The 23,379-nt window shown below is 63.2% G+C and carries 23 protein-coding genes and 1 tRNA gene; 7 read left to right on the top strand and 17 right to left on the bottom strand.

All coding sequences use genetic code 11. The features are described from left to right. The first annotated feature begins 123 nt into the window (after window positions 1–123). Together L3V85_RS15665 and L3V85_RS15660 are read left to right on the top strand one after the other, a co-directional pair. Window positions 124–438: a hypothetical protein gene (locus L3V85_RS15665; protein WP_237679979.1), complete on the top strand. Its 315-nt coding sequence runs from the start codon at window positions 124–126 to the stop codon at window positions 436–438. A gap of 714 nt (window positions 439–1,152) precedes the next feature. After that, the gene (locus L3V85_RS15660) at window positions 1,153–1,449 is read left to right on the top strand and encodes a hypothetical protein (protein ID WP_237679978.1); all 297 of its coding nucleotides are present in this window, start codon (window positions 1,153–1,155) and stop codon (window positions 1,447–1,449) included. A 31-nt stretch (window positions 1,450–1,480) separates the two neighbouring features. On the opposite strand, the gene L3V85_RS15655 is transcribed toward L3V85_RS15660, so the two are convergent. From L3V85_RS15655 to L3V85_RS15640, 4 genes are all read right to left on the bottom strand, one after another. Further along, complete coding sequence (locus L3V85_RS15655; protein ID WP_237679977.1) at window positions 1,481–2,185, bottom strand: Crp/Fnr family transcriptional regulator; 705 nt, start codon at window positions 2,183–2,185, stop codon at window positions 1,481–1,483. 122 nt (window positions 2,186–2,307) lie between these two features. Then, window positions 2,308–2,586, bottom strand: a complete 279-nt coding sequence (locus tag L3V85_RS15650; protein WP_237679976.1) for a hypothetical protein — start codon at window positions 2,584–2,586, stop codon at window positions 2,308–2,310. A gap of 168 nt (window positions 2,587–2,754) precedes the next feature. Continuing rightward, window positions 2,755–4,125 carry a hypothetical protein gene (locus L3V85_RS15645; protein WP_237679975.1) on the bottom strand — a complete coding sequence of 457 codons (1,371 nt, stop codon included), beginning with the start codon at window positions 4,123–4,125 and terminating at the stop codon, window positions 2,755–2,757. Window positions 4,126–4,208: 83 nt separating this feature from the next. Further along, a complete protein-coding gene (locus tag L3V85_RS15640; RefSeq protein ID WP_237679974.1) occupies window positions 4,209–5,555 on the bottom strand; it encodes a radical SAM protein in 1,347 nt (448 codons plus the stop codon). A 630-nt stretch (window positions 5,556–6,185) separates the two neighbouring features. Between L3V85_RS15640 and L3V85_RS15635 the strand changes: the two genes are divergently transcribed. Beyond that, window positions 6,186–6,259, top strand: a tRNA-Gly gene (locus tag L3V85_RS15635). Window positions 6,260–6,498: 239 nt separating this feature from the next. After that, entirely contained in the window at window positions 6,499–8,421 is a 1,923-nt protein-coding gene (locus L3V85_RS15630; protein ID WP_058142268.1) for a tyrosine-type recombinase/integrase, read from the top strand. An 11-nt stretch (window positions 8,422–8,432) separates the two neighbouring features. Here the strand turns inward: L3V85_RS15630 and L3V85_RS15625 are convergent, their stop codons facing one another. Beyond that, a complete protein-coding gene (locus L3V85_RS15625; RefSeq protein ID WP_058142269.1) occupies window positions 8,433–9,053 on the bottom strand; it encodes a substrate-binding domain-containing protein in 621 nt (206 codons plus the stop codon). 120 nt (window positions 9,054–9,173) lie between these two features. Between L3V85_RS15625 and L3V85_RS15620 the strand changes: the two genes are divergently transcribed. Then, window positions 9,174–9,479 carry a helix-turn-helix domain-containing protein gene (locus tag L3V85_RS15620; protein WP_058142270.1) on the top strand — a complete coding sequence of 102 codons (306 nt, stop codon included), beginning with the start codon at window positions 9,174–9,176 and terminating at the stop codon, window positions 9,477–9,479. 24 nt (window positions 9,480–9,503) lie between these two features. Here the strand turns inward: L3V85_RS15620 and mobH are convergent, their stop codons facing one another. The 5 genes from mobH to L3V85_RS15595 form a co-directional block, all read right to left on the bottom strand. Continuing rightward, window positions 9,504–11,402: a MobH family relaxase gene (mobH, locus tag L3V85_RS15615; RefSeq protein WP_058142271.1), complete on the bottom strand. Its 1,899-nt coding sequence runs from the start codon at window positions 11,400–11,402 to the stop codon at window positions 9,504–9,506. Window positions 11,403–11,649: 247 nt separating this feature from the next. Further along, the gene (locus tag L3V85_RS15610; RefSeq protein WP_212635702.1) at window positions 11,650–12,282 is read right to left on the bottom strand and encodes a hypothetical protein; all 633 of its coding nucleotides are present in this window, start codon (window positions 12,280–12,282) and stop codon (window positions 11,650–11,652) included. A gap of 46 nt (window positions 12,283–12,328) precedes the next feature. Then, complete coding sequence (locus L3V85_RS15605) at window positions 12,329–13,696, bottom strand: hypothetical protein (protein ID WP_058142272.1); 1,368 nt, start codon at window positions 13,694–13,696, stop codon at window positions 12,329–12,331. Window positions 13,697–13,706: 10 nt separating this feature from the next. Continuing rightward, complete coding sequence (locus L3V85_RS15600; protein ID WP_171984178.1) at window positions 13,707–14,579, bottom strand: nucleotidyl transferase AbiEii/AbiGii toxin family protein; 873 nt, start codon at window positions 14,577–14,579, stop codon at window positions 13,707–13,709. Beyond that, window positions 14,567–15,649, bottom strand: a complete 1,083-nt coding sequence (locus L3V85_RS15595; protein WP_058142333.1) for a type IV toxin-antitoxin system AbiEi family antitoxin — start codon at window positions 15,647–15,649, stop codon at window positions 14,567–14,569. The genes L3V85_RS15600 and L3V85_RS15595 overlap by 13 nt, the downstream gene beginning before the upstream one ends. Before the next feature lie 220 nt (window positions 15,650–15,869). Here L3V85_RS15595 and L3V85_RS15590 point away from each other — a divergent pair, with 220 nt between their 5' ends. After that, entirely contained in the window at window positions 15,870–16,535 is a 666-nt protein-coding gene (locus L3V85_RS15590) for a YfbU family protein (protein ID WP_237679973.1), read from the top strand. Window positions 16,536–16,597: 62 nt separating this feature from the next. Then, on the top strand, window positions 16,598–16,972 hold the full coding sequence (locus tag L3V85_RS15585; protein ID WP_058142334.1) for a DUF3742 family protein: 375 nt from the start codon (window positions 16,598–16,600) through the stop codon (window positions 16,970–16,972). A gap of 18 nt (window positions 16,973–16,990) precedes the next feature. Here the strand turns inward: L3V85_RS15585 and L3V85_RS15580 are convergent, their stop codons facing one another. The 7 genes from L3V85_RS15580 to L3V85_RS15550 form a co-directional block, all read right to left on the bottom strand. Continuing rightward, a complete protein-coding gene (locus L3V85_RS15580) occupies window positions 16,991–18,511 on the bottom strand; it encodes a conjugal transfer protein TraG N-terminal domain-containing protein (RefSeq protein WP_058142274.1) in 1,521 nt (506 codons plus the stop codon). Between the two features lie 23 nt (window positions 18,512–18,534). Beyond that, window positions 18,535–18,900 (bottom strand): hypothetical protein, encoded by a 366-nt coding sequence (locus tag L3V85_RS15575; RefSeq protein WP_058142275.1) that lies wholly within the window; start codon window positions 18,898–18,900, stop codon window positions 18,535–18,537. Further along, complete coding sequence (locus tag L3V85_RS15570) at window positions 18,897–20,249, bottom strand: integrating conjugative element protein (RefSeq protein ID WP_230463879.1); 1,353 nt, start codon at window positions 20,247–20,249, stop codon at window positions 18,897–18,899. The genes L3V85_RS15575 and L3V85_RS15570 overlap by 4 nt, the downstream gene beginning before the upstream one ends. A 54-nt stretch (window positions 20,250–20,303) precedes the next feature. Next, window positions 20,304–21,254 (bottom strand): TIGR03756 family integrating conjugative element protein, encoded by a 951-nt coding sequence (locus L3V85_RS15565; protein WP_058142277.1) that lies wholly within the window; start codon window positions 21,252–21,254, stop codon window positions 20,304–20,306. Continuing rightward, window positions 21,251–21,697 carry a TIGR03757 family integrating conjugative element protein gene (locus tag L3V85_RS15560; RefSeq protein ID WP_058142278.1) on the bottom strand — a complete coding sequence of 149 codons (447 nt, stop codon included), beginning with the start codon at window positions 21,695–21,697 and terminating at the stop codon, window positions 21,251–21,253. The genes L3V85_RS15565 and L3V85_RS15560 overlap by 4 nt, the downstream gene beginning before the upstream one ends. 142 nt (window positions 21,698–21,839) lie before the next feature. Further along, entirely contained in the window at window positions 21,840–22,418 is a 579-nt protein-coding gene (locus tag L3V85_RS15555) for a hypothetical protein (protein WP_058142279.1), read from the bottom strand. Window positions 22,419–22,613: 195 nt separating this feature from the next. Then, window positions 22,614–23,369, bottom strand: coding sequence for a DsbA family protein (locus tag L3V85_RS15550; RefSeq protein ID WP_058142280.1), 756 nt, complete (start codon window positions 23,367–23,369; stop codon window positions 22,614–22,616). Window positions 23,370–23,379: the final 10 nt, after the last annotated feature.

Raw genomic sequence — 23,379 nt, 5'->3', positions numbered from 1 at the left:
TTTCCGGCAACTGGCGTCTGGCTAGTATTTGTCCTCACACCTTTCTAGCGGCGGGGCTGAGACCTTCGGACGAGCGGCATACCGCTCCTGGCAAGTTGCTCGCAGCCTCTGCATGCGAGCCCGATGTTCGATCACAAAGCCAATCGCGAACAAGCCTACACAGTGCGCCTCGAAGGCCAGAGCCTCTCCATAAGGGACCTGATGGAAGTGCGCTTCACCTTCCTGCGGGTGCTCGAGCAGCGCATCGGGCCGCCCCCGCGCGTGGTGAAGTGTTTTCGGGCCTGGTCGAGCCAGCTCGAGTGGGGGACCGAGTCGATGACCGATGCGCAGATTGCCAACGCCCGCGTATGGCGCGAAGCCTGGGAGCACGCCACCGAAGTGGCGGCTCCACTGCTCAGCCATCCCCGGAACACGGAGTTTCACTTCGAATTGCTTTGAACAAAAAAAACCCAGCACAAGGCTGGGCTGAACCTCTTGAGTGCTGTCACACACAGAGAACTCGCACTTCGAAGCGAGCAAACAAAATCTAGGGCTTCGCGCGCCGGCTCCTTGTCGGACGGCACCGACAATTCCAATTTGCTGCAGGAGCACAACAACCACGGAGCCGAATCGACTGCCAAATAGTTCACGTTTTAATAAGTGTCCTACGGCTGCTGACTGTTTCCGGCTGACAGGCGCCCCGCCCGCTTCCCCCGACCATGCACATGCTGTCACGCAACAGGGCCGCAATAGAAGAAGAGCTCTCTGTTCGTTCTTAGAGCGCCCGCATGGGCTCCTCGCAACCCGCTTCGGCGGGTATTTTTTTGCCTGGATTCATGCCGCCCGATGCACTCCGCCTACCACACGGCAGTGACACGTTTTCCCTTTCCGATGGGGACAATGTTGTGGAAAACCATGTGCGCAGCGCTCGAAAGCGTTGCCTGGCGTGGCCTGCAACGCGGTGCCCGCAAAAGAGGCAGCCCTTGAAAAAATCTTCGAATTGGGTTGAATTCGGGGTTTTCCCGCAACGGTCGGGTGCTTTCGGGCACCCAAACGGCTGTCAGCAACGGTCGGCACCGGCTGACAGGCCAGCCCCGAGCCACCCGGGAAATTGAGCCCATGCAGCGGCCGGATTCGTGCCAGCCAGGGAGGCGCTGCCAGAGAGATCCCGACGTGGCACCACAACAAAGACAGGGCGTTTCCGTGGTCGAATACTTCAAGGTTGGTCTTCCTTACATCCGAACACGCTTCAAGGTCCCGGCGCGACGCGGCGGCCGTGTCGAACTGCAGGACAGGTTCGGCACCATCAGGGGGTCGAGCGGCGAATACCTGCTGGTGAAGTTCGATGGCGAAGAAACCGCGGTCATCGTTCACCCGGTCGACCTCAACTACGTGGAGAACGGCGAAGCCACCGAGAGGCCCCTGGGAACACCGCACGACGGCGGCAAGCCAGCCCGGGGCGGAGCCTGAGCGGCCGACGCCGGGTTGATCTTGCCGGAAATCAGGCCGCGCGGAGGGTCTGGGGCGGCATGCCGATGTCCTGGAGCGACCCGAAATCGGTCATCGCCATGCCCTCGGTCAGGTAGAGCGCCTCTTCGTCGCGGCGCATGAGGCCTCGGTTCTCCATGCCGCGCATGGTCTTGTTGACCACTTCTCGCGAAAGGCCCGCATACGACGCGATCACCGCCTGGGAAATGCGCTTGTCGAAGCCGCCCGCGCTCGACGGCGCCAGATCCGCCAACTGGTGCATGACGCGCTGCACGACGGCTTCGGGCGACAGCGACGAAATACGGCGCATCTGGGTGCGCAGCATGCCCATACGCTTCATCGCCAGGCCCAAAAGGCCGAGCGCGACCTCGGGGTGCCGTGCGCACAGGCCGCGCATGGTGGCGATAGGCACGAAATAGACCGCCGAAGGCAGCGCCGCGACGAGCGTGTGCATCGACTGGTAGCGGTCATCGCGGATCGAGAGGTCGAAGAAAAAGTCGTTGCGCGCGACGAACTCGGTCGTCACTTCAGTGCCCTGCTGATCTCGCGCCGGGGTGACGACCCGCAGCAGACCGCTTGCAACGCAATAGATCTGGTCGGTCGACTCACCCGCGTTCAGCAACGTGTCATTGCGCTTGTAGTGGCGAAGTTCGCTGCATTTGATGAGCGCCTCGCGCTCCGCGGCTGGCAGGCTGGCCGTGAGGGGGTGAAGGTACATGGGCCGATGGTGAGTCGTTGGCACATCCCCGACAATCCCGCAGATTAGGTATTCAACGCATCGCAATAAGCGTTATAAACGCCGTCTTCGATGGAGCCACCTGCCCGGCGCCTCGCAGGCATTCAGTCTTCGGTATCCGTCTCGTCTTCTTCGTCGTCGTCTTCGCTGTCTTCGGCGCGACGAACCGTCACAAAATTCTCGGCGTCTTCCACGAACGCCATGAGCTTTTCGTCGGGCGCCATGCCGCGGACTTCGGTCTGAGGACCGTCGCCATTCTTGTAGTCGACCTGGACCAGCGCGAAACAGGCCAAAGGCTCTTCCATCTCGCCGTCGTCGCCTCCGTCATACACGGCAACCCAGCCCTCGGCGGGCATGATCTGCAGGATCTTCACATCTTCCATTGTTTGGTTTCCAAGCTAAAAATTGCGTTGTGCCGTGCAGCATAGCCCATGGAAACGCGGCTAAAGCGATGGCCGTCGACGCATTGGGTCACGGCCATGGATTTCTATTTTGAGGATTGCAGAAAGGTCGGTCTCGACGAAGGTCGAGTTCTTGAACATGGTCGCCCGTCAGCAAGGCGTCGGGCTTGTGCACTGCGGGGCGGTTTGGGGCTTGCCTTTCTTTCGCATGCCCCAAACCATCGCGGACATGTTCGCGGACCAGACGAAGGCAAATATCTTCAACAGGTAGAAGTAGCGCGACTCGAAGTGTGCCAGCGTGAAGATCACGAACGAAGCGGCGTAGAGAGATGCGACCGACCATGCCATGAGATCCCACCATTGATACCTGCGCGTGAGTACAAGCAGAAGCGGCACGGCGATCAGACAAATGAAATAAACCAGACTTCCTAGATCGTCCTGAACATGGAACCACGTAGTGAAGCGATGGCGTGAAAACGAAAACGTATTCCAGTACTCCCCGGCCGCTGCGAACTTGGCTCGATACCACGCGAATGGATGTGACAAGAATGCCTTGAGGAACAGCTCTTTTTCTGTTCTGTCGCAGTATTTGGGCTCGACTTTGCACGCAAGATTCCCCGCTCCTTCGACGACAAACCCCCCGCCCCTTTTGATGAGGGCCTCGTCTGAGCTGAGGCCGTTCAGGAAGATCACATTACCCGTCTGGACCCAGGCGAAATTTCGCGCTACTGCGTAGTTATGCACTCTCCAAGGCAGCATGACTGCGTGGGCCACCAACAGGGACACAACGATGACTTTTGCTGTCGTGGCATAGCTTGCACGCTCCGCGAGTCCGTTTTGCCTCGCGCGCCGCCACAAGCACCAGGCCAACACCGGTACAGCAAGCCCGGTGGTCGCCATCAAAATAGACTCGTATTGCGAACGGAAATAGGCCGCCAATGCGAAGCACAGGCCAGCGAGCATTGCAGTGGACAGACGCCGACTCTGCGCCCCAAGAATAAGCAACAGACCCGCGGATAAAAAGAACGCAACCGAGAAAGCTTCGCCAAGCACCACCCCATAGGGATGAAGCAAGAAGATCCGTGGCATCGGAAAAAGAAAAAGCAGAAGCGGCAGCGCGCTAGCGACAACATTTCCAACGAACGGCACGAGCACTGCGCGCTGAAGCGCGAGCATCCAGGCGAGACATGCACATGCCAACACCTGGAGAACCAGAACCAGAGGCGCGTCAATGCCGAACAGGCCAACAATACCGGCCTCCAGGAGAATCAATCCCGGAGGCCAAAGTGACAGGATCCATGCATTGACCTCAGAGACCCAACCGAACCTGTGAACATCCAGCGCCGCAACGGCGTAGGTTTTCGGATCGCTCAGGTTGGTGACCTGAGCCAAGTTTCCGATTGTGGTGAAAAGGCTGGGGTCGGAGGGTATGTCACGAATTGACAGCGCCCCGACAAGCAGCGCAAGGAAGTAAAGAGGCCAGGGAAGAAAGCGACCTAGAGATAAACGAGTCATGCGCATGGGATGCTACCCGCTCAAAGTCCACGGCAAAAAGGCCTACAGCCGAAGCCGCAGGCCTTCTTAGCAACCCAGATCACTCAAACTCAAGCAGCAGCCGCGACGTTGTCGCTCGAACGCTCGAGTTCTCGCAGTTGATCCGCAGTCCATTGGGTCATTTGATGGTACTGGCACCCATCGCATGCGCCCGCAGCCAATGTGCCGTCCAGCAACCCAGCCCGCATGCCCCAATAGAACTCAGAGTTGAATATCTCGTTGATTGTGGAGCCCTTGAACCTCGCGCGGATTTCAAGGTCCAGGCCAGTGTCGGCCTTAGGCATATGACAGCACACAGTAGTCGGATAGAACCCCTCGTTATTCAAGGAGATCCGTGGTGCGTGCAGCCAAGGGACGTTGCAGGTACGAATAGCAACGTCGAGGCTCACCGGATCGCCCACTGCCTTTCGCACAAACGTTTGCTGCGCAGCGTCCGGGTCATAGGACAAGGCAGACTCAAAGCGCGACGTCAGCGAAAGCTGCACCCCCAAACGGTCGGCCTCGACCTTCGCCTCTTTGATGTGCGGTGACAACTGCGAGCGAGACAAGCTCAGACTCACGTTCTGCCCTTCGCCGTTGAAGGGCATCAGCGCGCGAACCTCGGACGCCTGGAAGAAAACCTGAGGGATCTTGAGCGAATGAGCGAGCCGGACCATCTCAGCCAGTTCATGAACGTTTTGGTCCATCACCACCATCATGATCTGCAAGGTTTCGCAGTTCTCATAGAGCGTCTTCAACTCGCCCACGTCACGAACGTTGCGCACCACGTTCTTGTAGACCGAGCCGCGCCGGATGCGCTCGTAGGTCTCCTCGGTCGCGCCGTCCATCGACAGTCCGATCCGGTCGGCATGCTCGAACGCCTGCTTGATCTTTCCGCGCACGGGAATCGTGCCGTTGCTGATCATCGAGATCTTGGCGTCGGGAAAAAGCTCCTTGAAGCGAGCGTAGATCGTGCCAAGGTGAGGGTTCAGCGTTGGCTCGCCAGAGGTCATGTCCAGCAGCTTTGGACTGCCGAACTGCACGTTTTCCAGCGCAAGGGAATCGAACAACTGGTTTGCGTCATCGACTGAAAGCTTCGGCCCTTCCATCCCTGCATGACCTGGACACATCACGCACTTGAGATTGCAGTTCTCGGTGGCGGACACAGAGATAAGCTCTGGCACCACATTGAACTTGCCCTGCTTGCCGAGCGCGATGGCACGCTGGATGATGTCTTCCGCTCGGGCCAAGACCGATTCGTCAGATTCGACCTCAATGACGGGCTCGGGTTGTATGACGACCTCGACGGGCTTCGCGTGCTGGACAGCGGTGCGCCCCAAATGCTTGCCCGCACTTGCAACAATGCGGTGCTTCGCTGCACGTGAAAGGTTGCGTGCTGCCGTTACAAAATCAATCATCGATTCGCCCTCTTTTGGGCATTCTATGGCGGCGTAAAAAACGCGAAAAGCGCCCAGCGCGAACGCCCCCGGGGCGGGGATGGATCAGCAATGGTGCGCGTAGCGCACGGCGCCCTACTTCGTCGACTGCTCGGCATCTTGCACACCGGGTCCCCTGCACGCTTCAAGTTGACCGAAGAACCGGGCCAGTCGTTGCATGTGCCCGAAAGCAATCGACAGCGCGCCGAGCATGACGTTCAGCAATTGGAATGCGTTCGCGGCAGCTCGGCTGGCACGATGAACAACCGATCGGCCCGGTGGTAGGTGGTAAGGTGGTCGTTGACTTGTACTTGTAGGGTCCACGTCACGTTCGAAGCTGACGCCACTAGGCGCCGGCACTCGCAAACGCCTTGGCGCGCGAGCATCGAAGAATATGGGGCCGTATACTCCAAGCTGTCGCTGCGACACAGGCATGCTCGTGACGGACGGGCGAAGCGTAGGATCCCCACAAGACCTACGCTGAAGTGCTAAATCTATGAGGGGTGGGGTCAGGCAGAGTCAGGGTTCCCTGATCAAGCCAAAGCGACGCGTCACCCTTATAGATCAGGCACCTAGGCCAGAAAATCGTTTCCCGACAACGGGTTACAAAATGCGGGTGTAGTTCAATGGTAGAACGGCAGCTTCCCAAGCTTCATACGAGGGTTCGATTCCCTTCACCCGCTCCACTGCGACTTTCCAGGGACTTCCAGAAAAGACCGAGGAACGTCGCAAGTGATTGTCACGGTTCAGCTTTTTCACCATCGCTGAATCCAGTGACTTCCAGAGAAAACCACTGACGGCCGGTACAAAACGGTGCATCAAGTGGTACATCGGAAAGCGGAGCTTCCCGCTTCCGCTTTCTTGCTGGAGGAGCGCGGGATCGAACAGGACCATGCATCCAACTCGCTTCTTAGGAGTTGGGCTCATGCTCTCAGATCTCATGGTTCGCCAGGCCAAGACGACCGGCAAAACCTACACCCTGGCCGATTCCGATGGCCTCTCCCTCTTCGTCGCCGCCCACGGCGCCAAGGCCTGGCACTTCCGCTTCACCTGGGGCGGCAAGCGCGATCGCATGTCCTTCGGCAGCTACCCGGCGCTCTCCCTGAAGGAGGCGCGCGAGCTTCGCGATGAAGCCCGCAACCTGCTCGCCAAGGGCGTCAATCCGCACACGGAACGCAAGCGCAAGCGCCACGCCATCGTGCTGGCGGGCGAACACACGTTCCAGGCGGTCTACGACCAGTGGCTGACACATCGCAAGCTGTCGTTGGAGGAAGGTCGGCAGACCAGCCTGGAGCAGATCGCCCGCGTGTTCAAGAAAGACGTGTTCCCGGTGCTGCGTCACCTGACCATCTACGACATCACGCGCGCGCATCTGCTGGACATCATCGGCAAGGTGGAAAAGCGCGGCTCGCTGTCAGTGGCCGAGAAGCTCAGGACATGGTTCACTCAACTGTTCACCTATGCCACGGTGGCGATCCCGAACATGCACGACAACCCGTCCAAGGACTTGGAGGTCGTCGCGTTGCCGCTGCCGCCAGTTGATCACAACCCGTTCCTGCGCATGCCCGAGCTGCCGATCATGCTGCAGACGCTGCGCAAGTATCGCGGCCGCCTGAACACGCAGTTGGGCCTGCGGCTGCTGATGCTCACCGGGGTGCGCACCGGCGAGCTGCGTTTCGCCACGCCCGACCAGTTCGACCTCGAACAAGGCCTGTGGATCATCCCGGTGGCCAGGCTCAAGCAGCGTGCGTTGCTCACCAAGAAGAAGCGCAAGCGCCTGGTGGATATCCCGCCGTACATCGTGCCGCTGTCGGTGCAGGCCCAGGAGATCGTTCGGCACCTGCTGGACCAGTGCAAGCCAGCTCAGGTCTACCTCATCCCGGGCGACTGGTGCCTCAAGCATCCCGTCAGCGAAAACACGTTCAACGGCGCGCTCAAGCGCATGGGCTATGAGGACCAGCTCACGGGTCACGGCATCCGCGCGACGATTTCGACGGCGCTCAACGAACTCGGCTATCCGAAGAAGTGGGTGGATGCCCAGCTCTCGCATGCCGATCCGGACAAGATCAGCGCGACCTACAACCATGCCGAGTACGTCGAGCAGCGCCGCGTGATGATGCAGGATTGGGCCGATCGGCTCGACCTGTTCGAGCAGAACCAAGTCGAGGTCGCCAGCCGGCATCTGACCATCACGCTGCAAGGCCTGCCGACCATCGCTGGCCAGGCGGCCGCGCAGCCGCCAGTGGTCGACCTCACGGCACCGCAGTTGATCGTGACCGCGCCGACGCCCGACATGCCCGCAGCGCCGGCATCGGTGCAGCGACTGTCGGCCGTGCGCATGCCCGAGTACGCGCGGCCTCGGCTGTCGGAGGTGCAGCGCGAACGCCTGCAGGTGCTGGAGACCTTCGAGGCCCCCCACAACCTCTCGGTGGCGGACTACGCCAAGCTCGCGGGCAAGTCGCGCCGCTGGATTACCTACGAAATCCAGGCCGGCAACCTGCTGTCGATCCACATGGGCCACCGCGGGCAGCGGGTGCCGGACTGGCAGCTCGATCCGCTCAAGCGCAGGCTCGTGCAATCCGTGCTGAAACAGGTGCCGCGGGGGCTTGATACCTGGGCCATCTACCACGCGCTCCTGCAGCCCTATGACGCGCTCGGCGGGCGCGCCGCCATCGAGGCGGTCAACCCGAAGAACCTGCACCTGGCCGCGCGTCTGACCGCGGCGCAGAGCATCGCGGCGGACGATCCCGACGACTCCGACATTCCGGTGCAGGTACGGCGCAGCGTGCAGCGCCTGGTGCAGGACGCCATCACGGCCGATACCGCCGAAGACCTGATGGAACCTTGACGCGGTTGGCTTCAAGAAACGGAGCGGACGCGGCGCGCGAATCGCTCCTGCGGTTCGGTCAGGGCCGCACACGTGTGCAGCAGGTAGGCCATCACGATGGGCGGCGCGCCGGCCAGCGGTCGCACCGCGATGCCTCGGCACTGGTATCCCGCCAGCCGCGTGGCAGGTGCGATGGCAATGCCGTATCCCGCAGCGACCAGCGTCATCGCCATGTCGAAGGTGCTCACGACCTGCTCGTGCGGCGCGTCGCCGATCAGCCGATGCACTAGGGCCTGCCACGGTTCGTCGCAGGTAGATTGCGCACAGATGAGAGGCTGCTTCTGCAGTTCATGGCACGGCACTTCGCGATGGATCAGCATGTGTGAACGCTTGGCCACGGCTACGGCGAGCATGTCATGCCACAACGGCTCGCACACCCAGCCAGGCCATTCCAGGTCCGTGGACGACAGCGCGAAATCGAAGCCATCGTCCAGCGACTTGCTCGCCGGCCCGGCCGCAGCGCATCTGACCAATGCAGCAGAGGTTTCCGGCTCTTCGGCGCGCTGCAGTGCCAGCACGTCGGCAAGTTGTGAAGGCACCCACTCACCGAGCACGGCCACGCGGATCGCGGTGGAGGCATCGATCGATGTCACATCCAACTTCCTCCCAAGGGCAGAAACTCATGGCGGCGGCGAGAGCATGAAACATGCAATCGCGTTGTTGAGTTAAGTTTAACGTGGTTTATCTACGGGCAATGCTCGACGCTTTTGCCAATGCAGAAGCGCCCAATTCAGAGAGGCCGACCCACCGGCACGACCACCTACGAAGCAGAACCAGCCATCGCGTTTGGGGCCGCCGTTCGCGATCAGAGAACGAGCCAGGGCGTCGCCCAGGAAACGCTGGCGCACCTGGCCGGCATTGAGCGCTCGCACATGGGAAAGATCGAGCGCGGCGAGCACGTCCCCACGCTGCCCTTGATCCTCAAAATCGCCCGTGCGCTGAAATGCAGTTCCGCCCACCTGATGGCCCTGACTGAGGCCAAGCTGGCCGAGCCGGCTCCTCCCAAGTCTGAGGATTAAAGCCGGCCGGGGCGTGGCCGCCTACTATTCCTGCTCGTCGTTATCGTTATCGTTTTGAACTGCGGGATTTTCGCGCGTTGGGGCCTCGTTGGCGAGACGCAGGTAGGGGTTATCGGGCGGCACTTCCCCGAATAGCGCCTCGGGCCGCGCCAGCAGGTAGCCGTGCAGCCGCCGCGATTTGCGTGGGCCGGTGACGTCGCAGGTCCAGATGTTCAGGCCGCTGGGCTGCTTGCGATGTGCGCCCAACTTCTCGAAGCGCTTCTGCACCCACTGCCATGCTTCCAGCTTCTCTTGCCTGGCAATGGCCGCGACCTGCGGATGCTCTTGCGCGTACCGCTGGAAGACGCCAGGGCTGACCAGGTAGGCCGTGCCGGCGACGGTATGTACCAAGGCTTTGGCGTCGTTGATGATGAGCTTTCGCGACCGCACGCCCTGGGTCAGCCAGCCCATGAAGTCTTTGCCGGAGGGCTCGGCCTGTGGCCGGGGCGTTGCGGCTGGCGGCGCTGTCGGCATCGCTGCCGGCATGCTGCCCCGAGGATCACCTTCGGCGCCGGCCTGCGCGCCGGTGGCGGCTTCGGGCGGGATCAGGTTCGACGCCGGCGTGGCAGGTGCCATGTCCAGCAGATCGAGCAGCGCACCGACGCCGTTGTCCGCAGCCGCGGCCATCATCACAGGTGCGACCGGCGGCGCGCCGGACAGTGCAGGCTCTGGTCCCGCGCGTGCCGCACCAGGCGCTGCGGGAACCTGCTGCGCCGCGTCTTCTGGCTCCTGCTCGACCTGCACCTGCCCGGCGAACGGTGCGGGCCGATCGGCTGCTTCCCAGATCAGCGCGGGCGACAGCTTCAGGAACGTGAAGCTGTGCGACCAGCCGGCGTCGCTCGTGACCGAGGCCTTCCAGATCGCCTTACCGTCCGGCGTGGGCAAGGCGATGCCGTGGTCCTGCAGCACGTTGAACACCGCCGTGTTGCTGGCCGGGATGCCGTCGATACCTTGCTGCAGCAGGTGCGCGCGCAGTTTGTCCGAGACGGTTTTGCTCACCAGCCACAGCGCATCCTGGGTCAGCCAACCGTCCGAAGCCTGCGGCTGGTTCAGCTTGAATTCCTCGCGTAGCAGGAAACGCAGGCCATCGAGCAGTTTGCGCTGAAGGGCGTGCTTGGGCGCGGCCAGCGCCTTGCTGGGATCGCCGCCGAGTTCCTGGGCTACCGAGGCTTGGTCGGCCTGCACCACCAGCTCGCCGAGCGTGCCGGCGTGCTCGTACTGGCCGGCCAGCACGTACAGGAGCGCGGCCCACAGATCGGGATAGCCAGCGAGCCAGTCGAAGATGCCCGGATCGAGCAGCCGGGCATAGAGTAGCCCCGTGGCGGCGCTGTGCAGCCGGTACTCGCGCTCCTTCCTGTAGCGGAAGCGGTACGGCCGCCGCAACGGGCCGTGCCAGGGATGCCAGACCGTGCCGTCCGCGTACTCCACGTGCAGGTCGACGGCGACCTTGCCGATGTCGTGCAACAGCGCCGCATAGGCGGTGCCGGCCGTCCAGGCTTCGGCCTGGGCGGCTTGCGCCTCCGGTGTAGTGCCCGCGGGCAGCAGGTGCGACTGCCGCAGCTTCAGGGCGTAGGCGACGATCTCCAGGCCATGGTCCAGCATGCCGCCTGGGTAGGCATGGTGATGCGATTCCGAGGCCGGGAACTGCTGGACCAAGTCAGCGTAGCGTTCCAAGGGCGTTAGGTACAGCGTGGCGAACTGGCGGCGCGACAGCGAGGTGCGCTGCCAGATGTGTTCCAGCAGTCGCTGCCGGCGCGGTGTCGCCAGCAGCGATGCGGCCGGCTCCGGCCGCATCAGCCCTTTGCCGGGATTGGCGGGAGGAGTGGGTGTCGGCGCCACGCCGGAAGCAGGCGGCGGCCGTTTTCGTTGGAACAGCGAGAGCATGGCGAACCCCAGACGGTGGCCGGTCGGGGGAGCCTTTTGGCCTTTTCGGGTAGGGCCATTTCCCTTGGCCCCATTCCCTTGCCCCTTCCCCAGCCCTTTGGCCTTTAGGAAGCCTTGGGTATAGGGGCAGCAACGATGCTGTGCCACGATCAATGCGACACGGCGCTATCCCAACAAGCTGCAGGCGCTGTGCGCCGACTGTGAGCTGGCCCAGGCTGCCATCGCGGCTGAATGGCTTTCAGCAATCTCAGTAGTAGCCGTCGTTCTGATCCATCTCGCCCAGCCAGGAATAGATGCCGCCCAGCAGCATGAACACGCTGTCCATGACTTCTGAGAGGTGCCTTACGTTGACGTGCCGCAGCTCGGGGAGCGACACCTCGCCCTTCTTCGTCCTGGGATACCGGAAAGCGAAGGAACCGGGATCGACGGTATCGAGTTGGCGGATGAAATCCTCAGTGGCCGCTAGCTCTTTGTCGTCCTCGCGAGGATCGAGCTGTTGGAGGTGCCGGCGCAGTTCGTTCCACAGTGGCATCAAGCCGTGTTGATGATCGGCGACCGCTTCCTTGCCAGCCAGGCGGCGGGCCAGCGGCAGGATCAATTTCAGTTGGAGTTCCAGTCCTTGGCGATACAAGAACACTAGCGGGTAGACCACGCTGTCGAGGGACGCCTTGCGCTCGGCCAACGCCCCAACCAGGGCGTCCGCAGCATCCTTGTAGCCGGCGGCGTAGATATCCCAAGGGAAGTGAGTCCAACCCAGCATCGCGTTGTTGTGCCAGTCTTCGCCCTGGATGAAAAGCTGCTGCCCGGCGAAGTCGGATGGCGACTTCATGCTGGCGAGAGGATCGATGTCCGCTGCTGCATCGTCTTGGTCGTTCTGCACAATGCTCTCCAAGGAATTTGGTGGCGGCCAACGCGGGCCCGGCCTCTCAGTGCGTCGAAACGCCGTATCGTTTGAATAGAGCCTCGAAGAAGACCTTCACATCCGCCTTGGCTGTGGGTGCCTGCAGCTCTGCTGCCCCAAAGCGAAAGACTTCATAGCCGGCGAGCTTGAGTTCGCGGTCGGCCCGGACCATCTGCGCGTAGCGCTGCACGTCGGCAGTGCCTGCGGAGTCTGCGTAGTGGTGTTTGCCATCAACTTCGATGACGACCCGCACGCCCTGCGGAAGCAGTAGCAGGAAGTCCATGCGAAAGCGCAGAAGCGCGTCCGGCCCTCGCTCTTTGACCGTGCGCGGGTCCCAGTGCAGCCATACTTCTGGCAGCAGCGCTGGCAGGTTCGGCACGGCACTGCGGAATCCCTCGAAGAAGGCATCGAACAGCACGGACTGCGGCGGGGAATTGCGCGGCAAGCTGGCCTTCAGACGCGTGTACAGCGAACGTTTGGCCCGCGTGGCATCAGCGATCTGCTCGGTATCGCTCCACCACTGCTGCAGGTCGTTCCAGCGCAGCCCATCGTTCGCGATGGGGCGGTCATAGACGAGCACCTTGTCCGCGTTAGTGACGATCTCGACGTCGTTGTCCAGCGCGTCGCGGAAACGCAGATCGGGCTTGTCGGGCGAGGCGAAGATGAGATTCTTCGGCCGGCCTTTAGCCGCTGCGTGCAACGAGACCATAGAGAAGACCGGGTAGCCGCCTTCCGAACCCGTCTCGCGCAGTTCGACGCCGCAACTGCGCAGCGACTCGTTGACGCAACCAACGAAGTGGCGTTGCGCTGCCTCGTCGGGTCGAACGTCGGCGGAAGCCAGCCCCTCCAGAAACAGTGCAAAGCGTCGGTCAGAAGCGTCATAAGCGCCCAACTGGTCAAACAGCGTTTCTGCCGGCCAATCCTCCGGATTGCGATGGACGTGCTGCTGAATTTCAGCACGCAATCCCGTGGGCTTCCCGCCCAGCAGGTGCATCCAGTCATCGGTATCCAAGATCCACAACCGCTCTAGCAGCTCGTCGAACCTGCGAGCATCCCCATACAGCTCTTCGCCATTGAGCCGCCGCGCGACCTCGCGCCGATACCGCTTCGGGATCGGCGGGCACACACTGTCGCTCCAAAGGATGTCCTGGATCTGGTTGCGCGTGGTGGCATTTGGCGGGTGGCGCACCAGCAGTTTGCGCGCAACCGCAGGCAGGTCGGTGTCCCCTACTGCCTCGAAGCTGGAAGCCATGCGCTCGCGCTTGGAGCCGTCGGTGGTTGGCGCAGGTAGTCCCAATTCTTCGCAAAGCGTCGGCAGCATGGTGTGCGTGCCTGCATCTTTCAGCCCCGTGATGAGCGGTTCCAGCAGCGAGCGAAGTTGCGCGTAGTCCATCAGGCGCGACTCAGTTCCGCAGCGCCATGGCGCGCAGCAGCGCGTCGATCTGCCCGAATGCATCCTGCTGCCACTGCTCGGGCGTGCGGTCACCCAGCGCATGTGTGTCTTCAACGAAACGCCGCACGCATGTGGGGCCGTGTCCCTCGAAGGTGTCGAACTTCTCGGCGATGTGCCGGAAACCACGTTCACCACTTGCATGTCCCAGCAGTGGGCGACACTCCTGTGCCAGTGCCTCGATTCCATCAGGGTAGTTCCGCACGCAGTAGTAGATGTCGTAGGCATCCTTCTGCTTGTAGCGGCCTGCCAGTGCATGGCCCTTCATCGCCAGCAAAGCGGGGATGGAGCACACCGCGATCTCGACGCGATTCGTCCCTCCGTCTGGCATTGGCCCGGCCACAGCAACGAGTTGGTAGAACCTCATCGCCAAGTCGGCTCCATCTGCCCGTTGCACCGCGAAGTCGCTGATCAAGGGCGGATCGTTCTTGACGATTTCTGCATCGCGCGGCATCAAGAAATCGACCACGACATCGATCGCTTCCCCGCCATCTTGCGCGGGAACCTGGCGAACCAGTTGGAAGCGCCGAAGCCCCTCGCGCTGGGCATATCCATGGCCTTGAAGCGCGCCGATCAAGGTGGCGTACTCGCCGTCGCCTAGCGCTTCCGCGTCCAGCCCGACATCCACGTCCAGCGTGCCAACGTGAGGCATGTCTTCGTTGGCCAACAGCAGCCAGGGAACCGCGCCGCCGATGATGGCGAACTTGCCCTTGAAGCTGCCAAGGATCTGGCCGATCTCGACCAGCACGGACTTCACGGCCGCGGTCGTGCGGTCGTCATACTCGGCGGCCGACTGCGGTTCTTTAGGGGGTGTCATTTGGGCCATGAGAGTCGTTCCTGTCGCAGGTGGTCCGCGGCCTCGGCGCCACGCTCGCCGGCAATGGAGAGATCAAGGTAGGTTTGAACCGGGCTCGTACAGACCGCGCCTGGCGCCGGCTCAACGGTGTCGTCGAGTAGTCCCAGGTCCTTCGGCACGGTGACGATCACGTTCTCGCCCTTCGAGCTAGGCGTGAGCTTCAGCGCTGCCTGGAGCTTGCGCAGGCCTTGGTCGTCGGCGAAGAAGTAGTGCGAGCCGGTGCGGGCGTAAGGCGAAAGCCACTGTGCCGCCGAAAACGATGCGAAGGCAGCACGCCCGGGGCTGTTGTCCGCACGCAGTGCGCTGCGGGCCGCGTCTTCAAGTGCGCTCCCATGCAGCGACGTGTAGAAGCGCAGCCGCTCACCTGGTGGCGCGGTGTAGCTGTCCCGCCATGCGTCTAGCAGGGCATTGGGCTCCGAGAGGACCAGACCATCGTCCGACGCGCGTGCCCACTCCCGATCAATCAAGCCGGTGCGCACATTGCTGACGTGCCCCAGGCTGACCCCGGAAATTTCCGACAACTCGGTGACGCGCCATGCACGGCCAGGGTCACGCAGCATGGCACGCAGCACCTGTGCAGACTTCGGTCTGAACAGCGACTTTAGTTCGCGTTGTTCTGCCACAGGCTTGTCGGCCACCGTGCGCTCGATGAACACGCCGCCGAAGGCGATCCGGGCGTTTCCCTCCAAGTCGAGATAGCCGACGCCTTTCTCGTCGCACAACTGCCTCACCGCTGGAGAGATGTAGGGAGCGATGAAAACGGGCGTCGCTCCGACGGCTCGGTGCGCAACGTAGTTCCGCAACTCCAGCAGCGCGGCCCGGGCGTACCTAGGCTGTCCGTTCGACTTGAACTCGCAGATGAGCTGGTGCGGCCGCCCCTCCACGAGTAGCCGGGCTATCAGGTCCGGTTCCCAATCGCCAGAAACGGCCTCGGCGTCGATGCCTTCCACGTGAAGGATTGGAATCTTCTCAAGCAGTTCACGTAGTGCCTCACCAGCACGAGTCTCTGCTTCTTTCATAAAATTTGCCTCTTTCAGCATCCGCTGAAAATACCACATTTCTTGAAACCCATCTGGGAATTTCACTGGTGCGGTCGCTTTCAGCGTCCGCTGAAACCGGCGCTGAGACTGAAACCCTGCGCAGTTGGCTAGGCGATGGCCGGTTCTTGACACGTCCCGATGTGCGCCGTACATTTGTACGTACATACGGCAAAGTGCCGGCTGACTGGAGTTTTGCATGGTACGCACTGAACGACTAGAGTTGCGCGTCGACGAAGACCTGCTGCAGCGCATCGATGACTGGATGGAGCAAACTGGCAGGGCTAGTTCGCGCTCGGATGCTCTTCGCCAGCTTGTGGACATCGGGCTAGGAACCATGACGGGTCGGACCGTCCACCTGAGCGCTGGCGACAAGCTGAATTTCATGCTGTTGCGCGACATCGCCAAGCACCTGAAGGTGCCCACGGAAACCGATGTCGACCTGATGGCCGAAGTCATCTACGGTGGTCACTATTGGGCACCGGCCTGGGAGATGCAGGGGCTGTTTCACAACCATGCCGACCGTCCCGCAGACGTGTCCCTCGTCGTCAATGTCCTGGACATGTGGAGCTTCATTGAGGAACGGGTCGAAAAGCTCGAACCTAGTGACCTGGAGAAAGTGAAGGCGGCAAACTACGGGCACGTGCCGGAATTCGCGGGCTTCGATGGCAACAACGAGTCGGAGCTGATGAACATCGCCCACTTTCTTGTCGAGAAAATGAATCGCTTCTCGCGCTTCAAAGGGCGTGACTTCAACTCGCATAGTCTGTCGATAGCGCGTCAACGTCGCATGGTTGCTGCATTCGAGCCGATTCGCGCGACTCTGGACCTGGGACGTCAACTAACCGCCAGCCAGATCATCGCGATCCTTGAGGCGGGTCGCGCCTGACGAGCGCAAAGTATGAGCAACAGTTGACGCAAGACGAGACGCCCGATCATGAGGTAGCCAACATGAAGACCGAAGCACAGACCGCCTTCGCAGAACGCCTCGGCCGAACGCTGGGCCGGGCTTGGCGAGGCTGTGCGCGTCTGGATCGGCGGGCACAGGGCTGGCTGTGTGCGCAGGGCCTGACGCCCGGCGCTGCTCGGGCTGTGTCGCTGGTCATCAAATTCACGGCCTTGGCCGTGCTCCTCTACAGTGCGTTCTGGTTGGCTCTGCTGATCGTTGGTCTGGCAGTCGTGGCGTGGATGGCGAAGCAAGACCACGACGAAGAGAATTCTGACTTTCTCGGTCGTAAAGCAGAGGAAGTCGATCATCGTCAGGGCCTGTTCTATCACCCGGCGTCTTACGACGACGATCCAGACCCTCGATTCAAAGACGACTGATGCACGTCGCGGCGCGCGCTACTTCTTGGCGGCACTGATCAGCATGTTTGATCCCCTGCTACCTGCTTGCCCGGCTTCCCTGGTTCCGCTTGCCAACCCTTGAAGCACGCCGCCTGCGCGGACGCCCACCCAGCCAAGTGCGGTGACCCACAAGCTGGGAAGAATAAGGAACATCGTCGCCATCACGAAGTTCAGCAGCATGTCTCCGAAGGCGTTGTTCAGCCCGATCAGCGGATCGAAGTTGCTGTGCGGCCGGTTCGCGCCGAACCCCCAGCCGTAGAGCGCATCGAGGATGGTGGAATCGAGCCAGCGCGCGAGCTGGAACCAGAAGTCCACGAAGAACAGCGCGAACTCCACGCAGCTCACTGCGACCAAGGCCTTCAACTCGTAGGTTCCGAATACCAGCACCAGCGGGATGCAGATGACCAGGGCCATCTTGAGCAGGGACAGCACCATCGGCAGCGCCTGGCGCACCACATCCATCGCCGGGAAGAAGCCGAGCGACCCCATCGTCATGCCCAGGTCGCCGGCGCCGCGCGTGACGATGTTGGGCAGCGTCTTCTCGATTTGCCCGCCGTAGTCGGTGTAGACCGAGCCCTGGTTCATCTTCTGCTGCCTCGGCGCGACCGCGGCGCGGATCACCGAATCGTTCACCTCGTTCTGCGACAGGAAGCCCGCCCAGCGGCCCATGCGCGTCAGCAGGTCAGGATCGACCTGGGCCAGCAGGCGCGCACGCAGGCCGCTGTTGCCGTCCGACCACCATTGCCGGCAGGTGGGATAGCCCCCGCCGCTGTCCACCTGGGCCAGCCCTGCATCGCGCGTCGCGTCATAGGGCCAGGCCGTGCGGGGCGTGTTGGAGTGGTACGTGTCGTAGAAGCCCGCGTTGTCCAGGAAATAGTTCGACCCGATCCAGGTCACGTCATTCATCTGGTCATCGGAGAGCGTGGGCCGGCCCATGAACAGCTTGGCCCGCGAGGGGCCGTAGCAGTCGTGCACGAAGTCGCCCACCTCCTGGGCGAGCACCGGGTCGTCGATGCGCGTGGCGTCCACGTCCATGCGCATCTGCCGCAGGTCCGTGCCGCAGGGGATGGCCGCCACCGCACCGCCCGTGACCGCCTTCGAGATCGAATGCATGAAGAACCACCACACCGGCACCAGCGCGCTCTGGTTGTTGAGCGTCGTGTAGACGTTGGACCAGCCCGTGTCGGCCGGCTGCGGAACGCTGACCTGGCACTGCGCGGAGCGCGTGGTGTCGAACTTGATCGTGGCGAGGTCGACCGGAATGAAGGGGATGCCGGCGAACAGGATGACCACGATCGCCACCCACACGCGGTTCTCGATGCGCATCGAGGACAGCACACCCTTGTTGCCCTCATCCGCGCCCTCGGCCCGTGCGCGCAGCCACTCGTGGATCACGATGGCGACGAAGGGCAGCGCGAACACGCCGCTGGCGACCAGGATGTTCCAGATGCCGTTGTTGACGATCCACCCGACGAGCGTGAGGTAATACTCCAGGTAGTCGGTCGTGTAGAGGGTCATGGCGTGCTCCTCGCCTCAGTCGTTCAGACGCTGCGCAGCAGTTGGCTGCCTTCGAGCAGCACGAGGGTGAGCACGGCCGCGACCTCAACGCGCCGCAGGCGTTGCTGCGCTTCGGCCGAAGGCTCGCGATCGCGCAGGCGCCGACGCATCCACCACCAGCCGCAGGCGGTCGCGGCATAAAGCAGCAGCCGCCAGGCGAAGAAGTAGCCGCGGTTCGCTGCGAGCCAGCGCTGCCATCCGTCGATGCTGCCAACGACGTGGATGCCAGCGGCGTTCACGCCGATGGCGACGCCGGCCACCAGCCCCACCCACAGCAAGGCCTTGAGCGCGCCGGCCGCGACGCGCCGGTTGAACAGCCGCACCGGCCAGAATCCGGCACGCTCACTCATGGCGTGCTCCGCGGCTTCTGCACTTCCTTGAGCCGGTCGCGCGTGGTGTCGCCCTCGAAGATGCCGCGCGAGCCGGCAGCGCGCGTGCCGTGCCGCTGCACGATCGCCATCGCCGAATTGCCGGCCAGGGTGCGCCGCAGCTCCAGCTCGGTCTTGAGGTTATTGATCTCTTGCTCCAGCGCCGTGTTCTCCTGATCGACCGCCTTCACGGCCAGTTCATTGGCGGCGACGTTCGGCTCCTTCTTGCCGGTCAGCAGCGTGCGCTGCAACAGCAGGGCTTTCTCCAGCACGCTCGACAGCGCAGCCTCGGACGCCAGGCGCTTGCCCAGCAAGTCTTGATCGGGCTCGTCGCGCAGCGCCTCGATCACGCCGCGCGTGATCGGCAGCGAGTTGCTGCCGGCGACTTCGAGGTTCGCCACCGTCATCGGCGTCGAGCCCGTCACGAGGCCCTGCAGCGCCTGCAGCTTGGTCTCGTACTCTTCCTGGATCACCGGCATCAGGCCGACGCCGGGCGTCGTCTGCGTCTTCGTGCAGGTCTCGCAGGTGCGCTGCTCGCGCTCGCCGAGCACGCGGGTCGCGAAGTCGGCGGCGGCTTGCGGCGAGGACCAGGTTTGGCAGGTCAGCCGGTTGCCGCAGGATGCGCGCGGGATGGATGAGGTGTCCGTGACGCCGCGGCTGTTGAGCAGGTTGTAGCCGGCGCGCGTCACGTCGCCGACCACCTTGATGGAACCCTGGCCCGAGCCACCCGCGTTGCTGCCCCCGACCCAGGGCACGCCGTTGTTGCCCTTGTTGGATTCGGCCTGCTCGACGGCCGACACGGCATCGGTGCTGCTCACCGCATCGCGCAACGCGAAGCCTTCGGCGAGCTGATCCCAGCCAGCCTGGCCGCCGGCCATGTCCGCCATCCGGTTGGCCATCGCCTTGCAGGTCATCTTGCTGCGGTCGAAGTCGAGCCGCGCTTGCAGCACGCCGTTGGTCAGCAGGTTGTAAAGGCCCGGATCGGCGCGCTGGATGATCAGCGCCGGCAGCGAGGCGACGGCGCTGGTCGCGCTCTGGATCACGTTGCTCATGATCTGCTGGAAGCCGTTGGTGATGCCGTTCAACTGGTTCTGCAACGTAGTCGTGATGCTCATGTCGCCGCAGATCAGGTTGCTGTTCCAGCCGATGCCCACACCGATGCTCTGCATGTTCCCGGCGCCGCCCATGGACACGGCGCGGCCGCCACCGATGCTGTAAAGCACGTCATCGCCGATCACGCTGCCGCTCACGCCAACGCCGGTGGGGTTGATGCGGGTCTGCGCCCAGGCGACGCCGGCCGTGACCGCGCACGCGAGCGCGATGCTGAGCATGTACAGCTTGGCGCATTGCGCGAGACGGGAGAGAGACGTTTTCATGGGCACACCTCAGAGGAAATCGACGCTGCCGAGGAAGACCTGGCCGCGGCGCTCACAGCAGGCGTAGGGCCGCCACAGCGCCCAGGCGTAGTCGCCCTGTTGGGCTTGCACGCGCGTGTTGGAGTGCGGGAAGACCGCGCAGGAATTGGAGAGGGTCGGCGTCAGCTCCTGCCATTTGCCGGTGGAGGCGTCGCTTTCCACCAGCGCGCCGGCCGGCCAGTAGCCGTCGCTCGAACTCGCGAGCAACGGCTGATAGACGTGCGGCTGCATGCGCCGGGTCACGACGTCGCCCGCGCGCTGCGCGACGATGGCGCCGCTCTTGTAGTCGTCAGTCTGATGCAGGAAGCCGCCGCGGGGATAGACGTTCCCCCACAGGTTCAGCGTGGTGCGTCCGCCGATCTCGCGCATGCCGGGGATGAGCGCCTCGGGATACACCATCTCCGGCACGTTGTAGCGCCAGGCCAGCGTGTCCAGGGTGCTCAGCAGATACGGCATGAAAGCCGTGCCGGCTCCTTGACAGGCGTAGCCGGAGGCGCTCGCGAACTGGCTGAGTACCGAGCCGCCGGGATGGCCGATCACATCGGCATTCTTGAACTTGGCGAGGTTGTTTTCGTTGTCGTGATTGGTTGTGCCATCGCCACCCGCCTGCGCCGTGGAGTTGGGCGTGCTCATCGCACGCACTTCGACCCACGGGTTCTCTCCGGTATTCGAATAGCTCGACACCACCGCGTCCGGCACGTAATGCCGCACCTTCACCGATGTGCGCACGGTGCAGCCCGTCCACGTGCAGAACAGCCAGTAGCAGATGCCGACGACGCGGTATTCCAGGCAATCGGGCGATAGAGTCGAAGACACGATTGTCGCCGTGTTCAGCGCGAAGCTCGAAGCGGCGGCGCTCAACAACACCGAAGCGATGGCGAGGCGTGCCCGGCGTGAGTGCGCCGACAACAGACGATTCATGGCTGCGTCCTCCGATGGGCTTCGATGCGAGCCAAGGCGCGTGTCACGTCGGGGTCGCCGTAAACCACGTAGCGGCGATCGGCCACCACGGCGGGCACCTTGACGATGCCCAGGCCCCAGGCATCGGCGACACCCTGGTAGGCGCTGCCGATGCGTCGTTGCAAGGCCTGGCCGCCATCGCGCAGGCGCTGCTGCACGAGCGCGGCCGCGCGGCTGGGGTCGTTTGGCAGACCGGCCGCCAGCTCGGCCTCGATGCGCTCGGGCAGGTCCAGCTCGATCACGCGGGCGCCGCCAGCGGACTGCAGCGGATGCCGGCTGTCGGTCACGACCAGCACGTCGGCGGCCGATGCGGTCTGGCCGAGCAGACACAGCAGCAGGCCTCCCGCGCACGCGATGCGCGTGATCCGCAATCGCGGAATGGAACTGAACAAGGGAGCCGTCATGGCGGGCGTCCTGGGGATGAGAGCAAGGCCTCTAGTCGAACGCCGAAGGCATGTCCGCTGCGACAAGGAATGCGCACCGCGTACCCCCCGCTTTCGCAACCAGTGCAAGGAAGAAGAACGGGAGCCGAAGCTCCCGTGGGGATCAGGCAACCGCAGCCACTACAGCCTGAATGGCTCGGCGGGCATGGGCCTGCCAAAACGGATCGACCAGCCGGCCGGCGAGTACGCGGGCACGCAGGCGCAGGCCTTCGGCCGTGCTGTAGTTGTCCCAGCCGGCTTCGTAGGAAGCTTCGCCACTCAGGTCATCGACCTGATTGGCAACGGCGGCCGCTTCCTCGTTCGACGTGATGGGTTCGGACCAGCGGATGCCCGCGCCCCACACCTGCCCGGTGAGGACGAGGCGATCTAGGGAATCGCGCACGAGGATCAGTTCCGGCCGGAAGCCCACGGCGTCGGTGTCCGAGTTCAAGTCGAACTCGTCTTCGGACACGCAGGCAAGGGCCAGCGCCATCGCGTCCTCGATCAGGCCGCGTTGGCCGAGTTCGAGGACGGAGGGCATCCAGTAGGTGCCGTAGATCGGATCGTCTTCGGGATACCCGACGTAGCCCTGGCAGGTGACCGTGAATTGACGCCAGAACACATCCTCGCGGATGAGGGTTCCGGCGCGGTAAGGCGTGGCCACGAAGGTCACGCCGTCGACAACATGGGTCTTGGGTTGCATGGCAGTCTCCAAAGAAGAGTTGCGGGAGCGCATGCAGCCCCTGCGGGCGTGGGCGACCCGCGTGGGATGAACAACAAGCGAAGGAAGAACGGGCATCCACCACCGCAGCGCGACGGCTGTTCGCGTCGAGGGATGCAAGGCGAACGGGATGATCAGCGCGGCCAGGGCCGCGTCGTAGCCCTTGAAGATCGGGGGCTACCTGGGCATGTCGCCGAGAGACTCGGCAGGCATTTCCTTCGATGCGGTCTCGGTGGTGCCGCCGGCTGCCAGCAGGTCGATGGCCGACAACAGCGCATCGCCTTCGACCGGGCCATGCAGCACCAGCGTCTTGCCGGACTGGCGGTCCTGCAGGCGCAGCGTGGGCGTGACCTTGATGCCCTCCTGCGCCGCGCTCGCCGACTGCGCGCGAATCAGCGCGTCGGGGTGGTCGCTGTCGAGGCACTGCTGGGCGGCCTGCGTGATGCCGGGATAACCTAGATCCTCGGGGAGGCCCTGGCCGTCGCCGCGCGTGTGCGCGTAGACCCATTCGACTGCTTGCCAGAACGCGGCTCGGCCGCCAGCCTCGCCGACGCATTCGACCAGGCGCGCGTTGGCAGTCGCGGCCGGCTCGTGCGTCGTCAGCGGCAGGTGGTGCCACTGCCAGTTCACCTCGGGGTGAGCATCGATCCACTGCTTGAGCACTGCGAAGTACGCCCGGCAGAACGGACATTCGAGGTCGGCGTACTCCACCACCGTAAAGCGTGCATCGTCGCGGCCATAGCGCCAAGGCGGGCCGGCCGTGGATGTGGGCGCCGGCGTGGGCGTCGGGTTGAACTCGGCCGACGTCGAAGCGTCTTTGGCGATCGGCGCCTGCGGCTGCGTGCCGAGCCAGGCCGCCGCGATCAGCGCGACGACGAGCAGCACAGCGACCAATGCGACGGAGCGGGATGGAATGAAGCGAGCGACCTGCATGGTGTTCTCC

Origin of the sequence: Variovorax paradoxus (assembly GCF_022009635.1) — a bacterium.
Classification (GTDB): Bacteria; Pseudomonadota; Gammaproteobacteria; order Burkholderiales; family Burkholderiaceae_C; genus Variovorax.
The sequence above is the reverse complement of the archived record's forward strand: the minus strand, read 5'-3'. Positions and strand labels throughout refer to the sequence as shown.

Coding starts and splice junctions, on each gene's coding strand:
- L3V85_RS15665 (WP_237679979.1), top strand. CDS start 124: ATGTTCGATCACAAAGCCAATCGCGAACAAGCCTACACAGTGCGCCTC.
- L3V85_RS15655 (WP_237679977.1), bottom strand. CDS start 2,185: ATGTACCTTCACCCCCTCACGGCCAGCCTGCCAGCCGCGGAGCGCGAG.
- L3V85_RS15650 (WP_237679976.1), bottom strand. CDS start 2,586: ATGGAAGATGTGAAGATCCTGCAGATCATGCCCGCCGAGGGCTGGGTT.
- L3V85_RS15645 (WP_237679975.1), bottom strand. CDS start 4,125: ATGCGCATGACTCGTTTATCTCTAGGTCGCTTTCTTCCCTGGCCTCTT.
- L3V85_RS15640 (WP_237679974.1), bottom strand. CDS start 5,555: ATGATTGATTTTGTAACGGCAGCACGCAACCTTTCACGTGCAGCGAAG.
- L3V85_RS15630 (WP_058142268.1), top strand. CDS start 6,499: ATGCTCTCAGATCTCATGGTTCGCCAGGCCAAGACGACCGGCAAAACC.
- L3V85_RS15620 (WP_058142270.1), top strand. CDS start 9,174: ATGCAGAAGCGCCCAATTCAGAGAGGCCGACCCACCGGCACGACCACC.
- mobH (WP_058142271.1), bottom strand. CDS start 11,402: ATGCTCTCGCTGTTCCAACGAAAACGGCCGCCGCCTGCTTCCGGCGTG.
- L3V85_RS15605 (WP_058142272.1), bottom strand. CDS start 13,696: ATGGACTACGCGCAACTTCGCTCGCTGCTGGAACCGCTCATCACGGGG.
- L3V85_RS15600 (WP_171984178.1), bottom strand. CDS start 14,579: ATGGCCCAAATGACACCCCCTAAAGAACCGCAGTCGGCCGCCGAGTAT.
- L3V85_RS15595 (WP_058142333.1), bottom strand. CDS start 15,649: ATGCTGAAAGAGGCAAATTTTATGAAAGAAGCAGAGACTCGTGCTGGT.
- L3V85_RS15585 (WP_058142334.1), top strand. CDS start 16,598: ATGAAGACCGAAGCACAGACCGCCTTCGCAGAACGCCTCGGCCGAACG.
- L3V85_RS15580 (WP_058142274.1), bottom strand. CDS start 18,511: ATGACCCTCTACACGACCGACTACCTGGAGTATTACCTCACGCTCGTC.
- L3V85_RS15575 (WP_058142275.1), bottom strand. CDS start 18,900: ATGAGTGAGCGTGCCGGATTCTGGCCGGTGCGGCTGTTCAACCGGCGC.
- L3V85_RS15570 (WP_230463879.1), bottom strand. CDS start 20,249: ATGCTCAGCATCGCGCTCGCGTGCGCGGTCACGGCCGGCGTCGCCTGG.
- L3V85_RS15565 (WP_058142277.1), bottom strand. CDS start 21,254: ATGAATCGTCTGTTGTCGGCGCACTCACGCCGGGCACGCCTCGCCATC.
- L3V85_RS15560 (WP_058142278.1), bottom strand. CDS start 21,697: ATGACGGCTCCCTTGTTCAGTTCCATTCCGCGATTGCGGATCACGCGC.
- L3V85_RS15555 (WP_058142279.1), bottom strand. CDS start 22,418: ATGCAACCCAAGACCCATGTTGTCGACGGCGTGACCTTCGTGGCCACG.
- L3V85_RS15550 (WP_058142280.1), bottom strand. CDS start 23,369: ATGCAGGTCGCTCGCTTCATTCCATCCCGCTCCGTCGCATTGGTCGCT.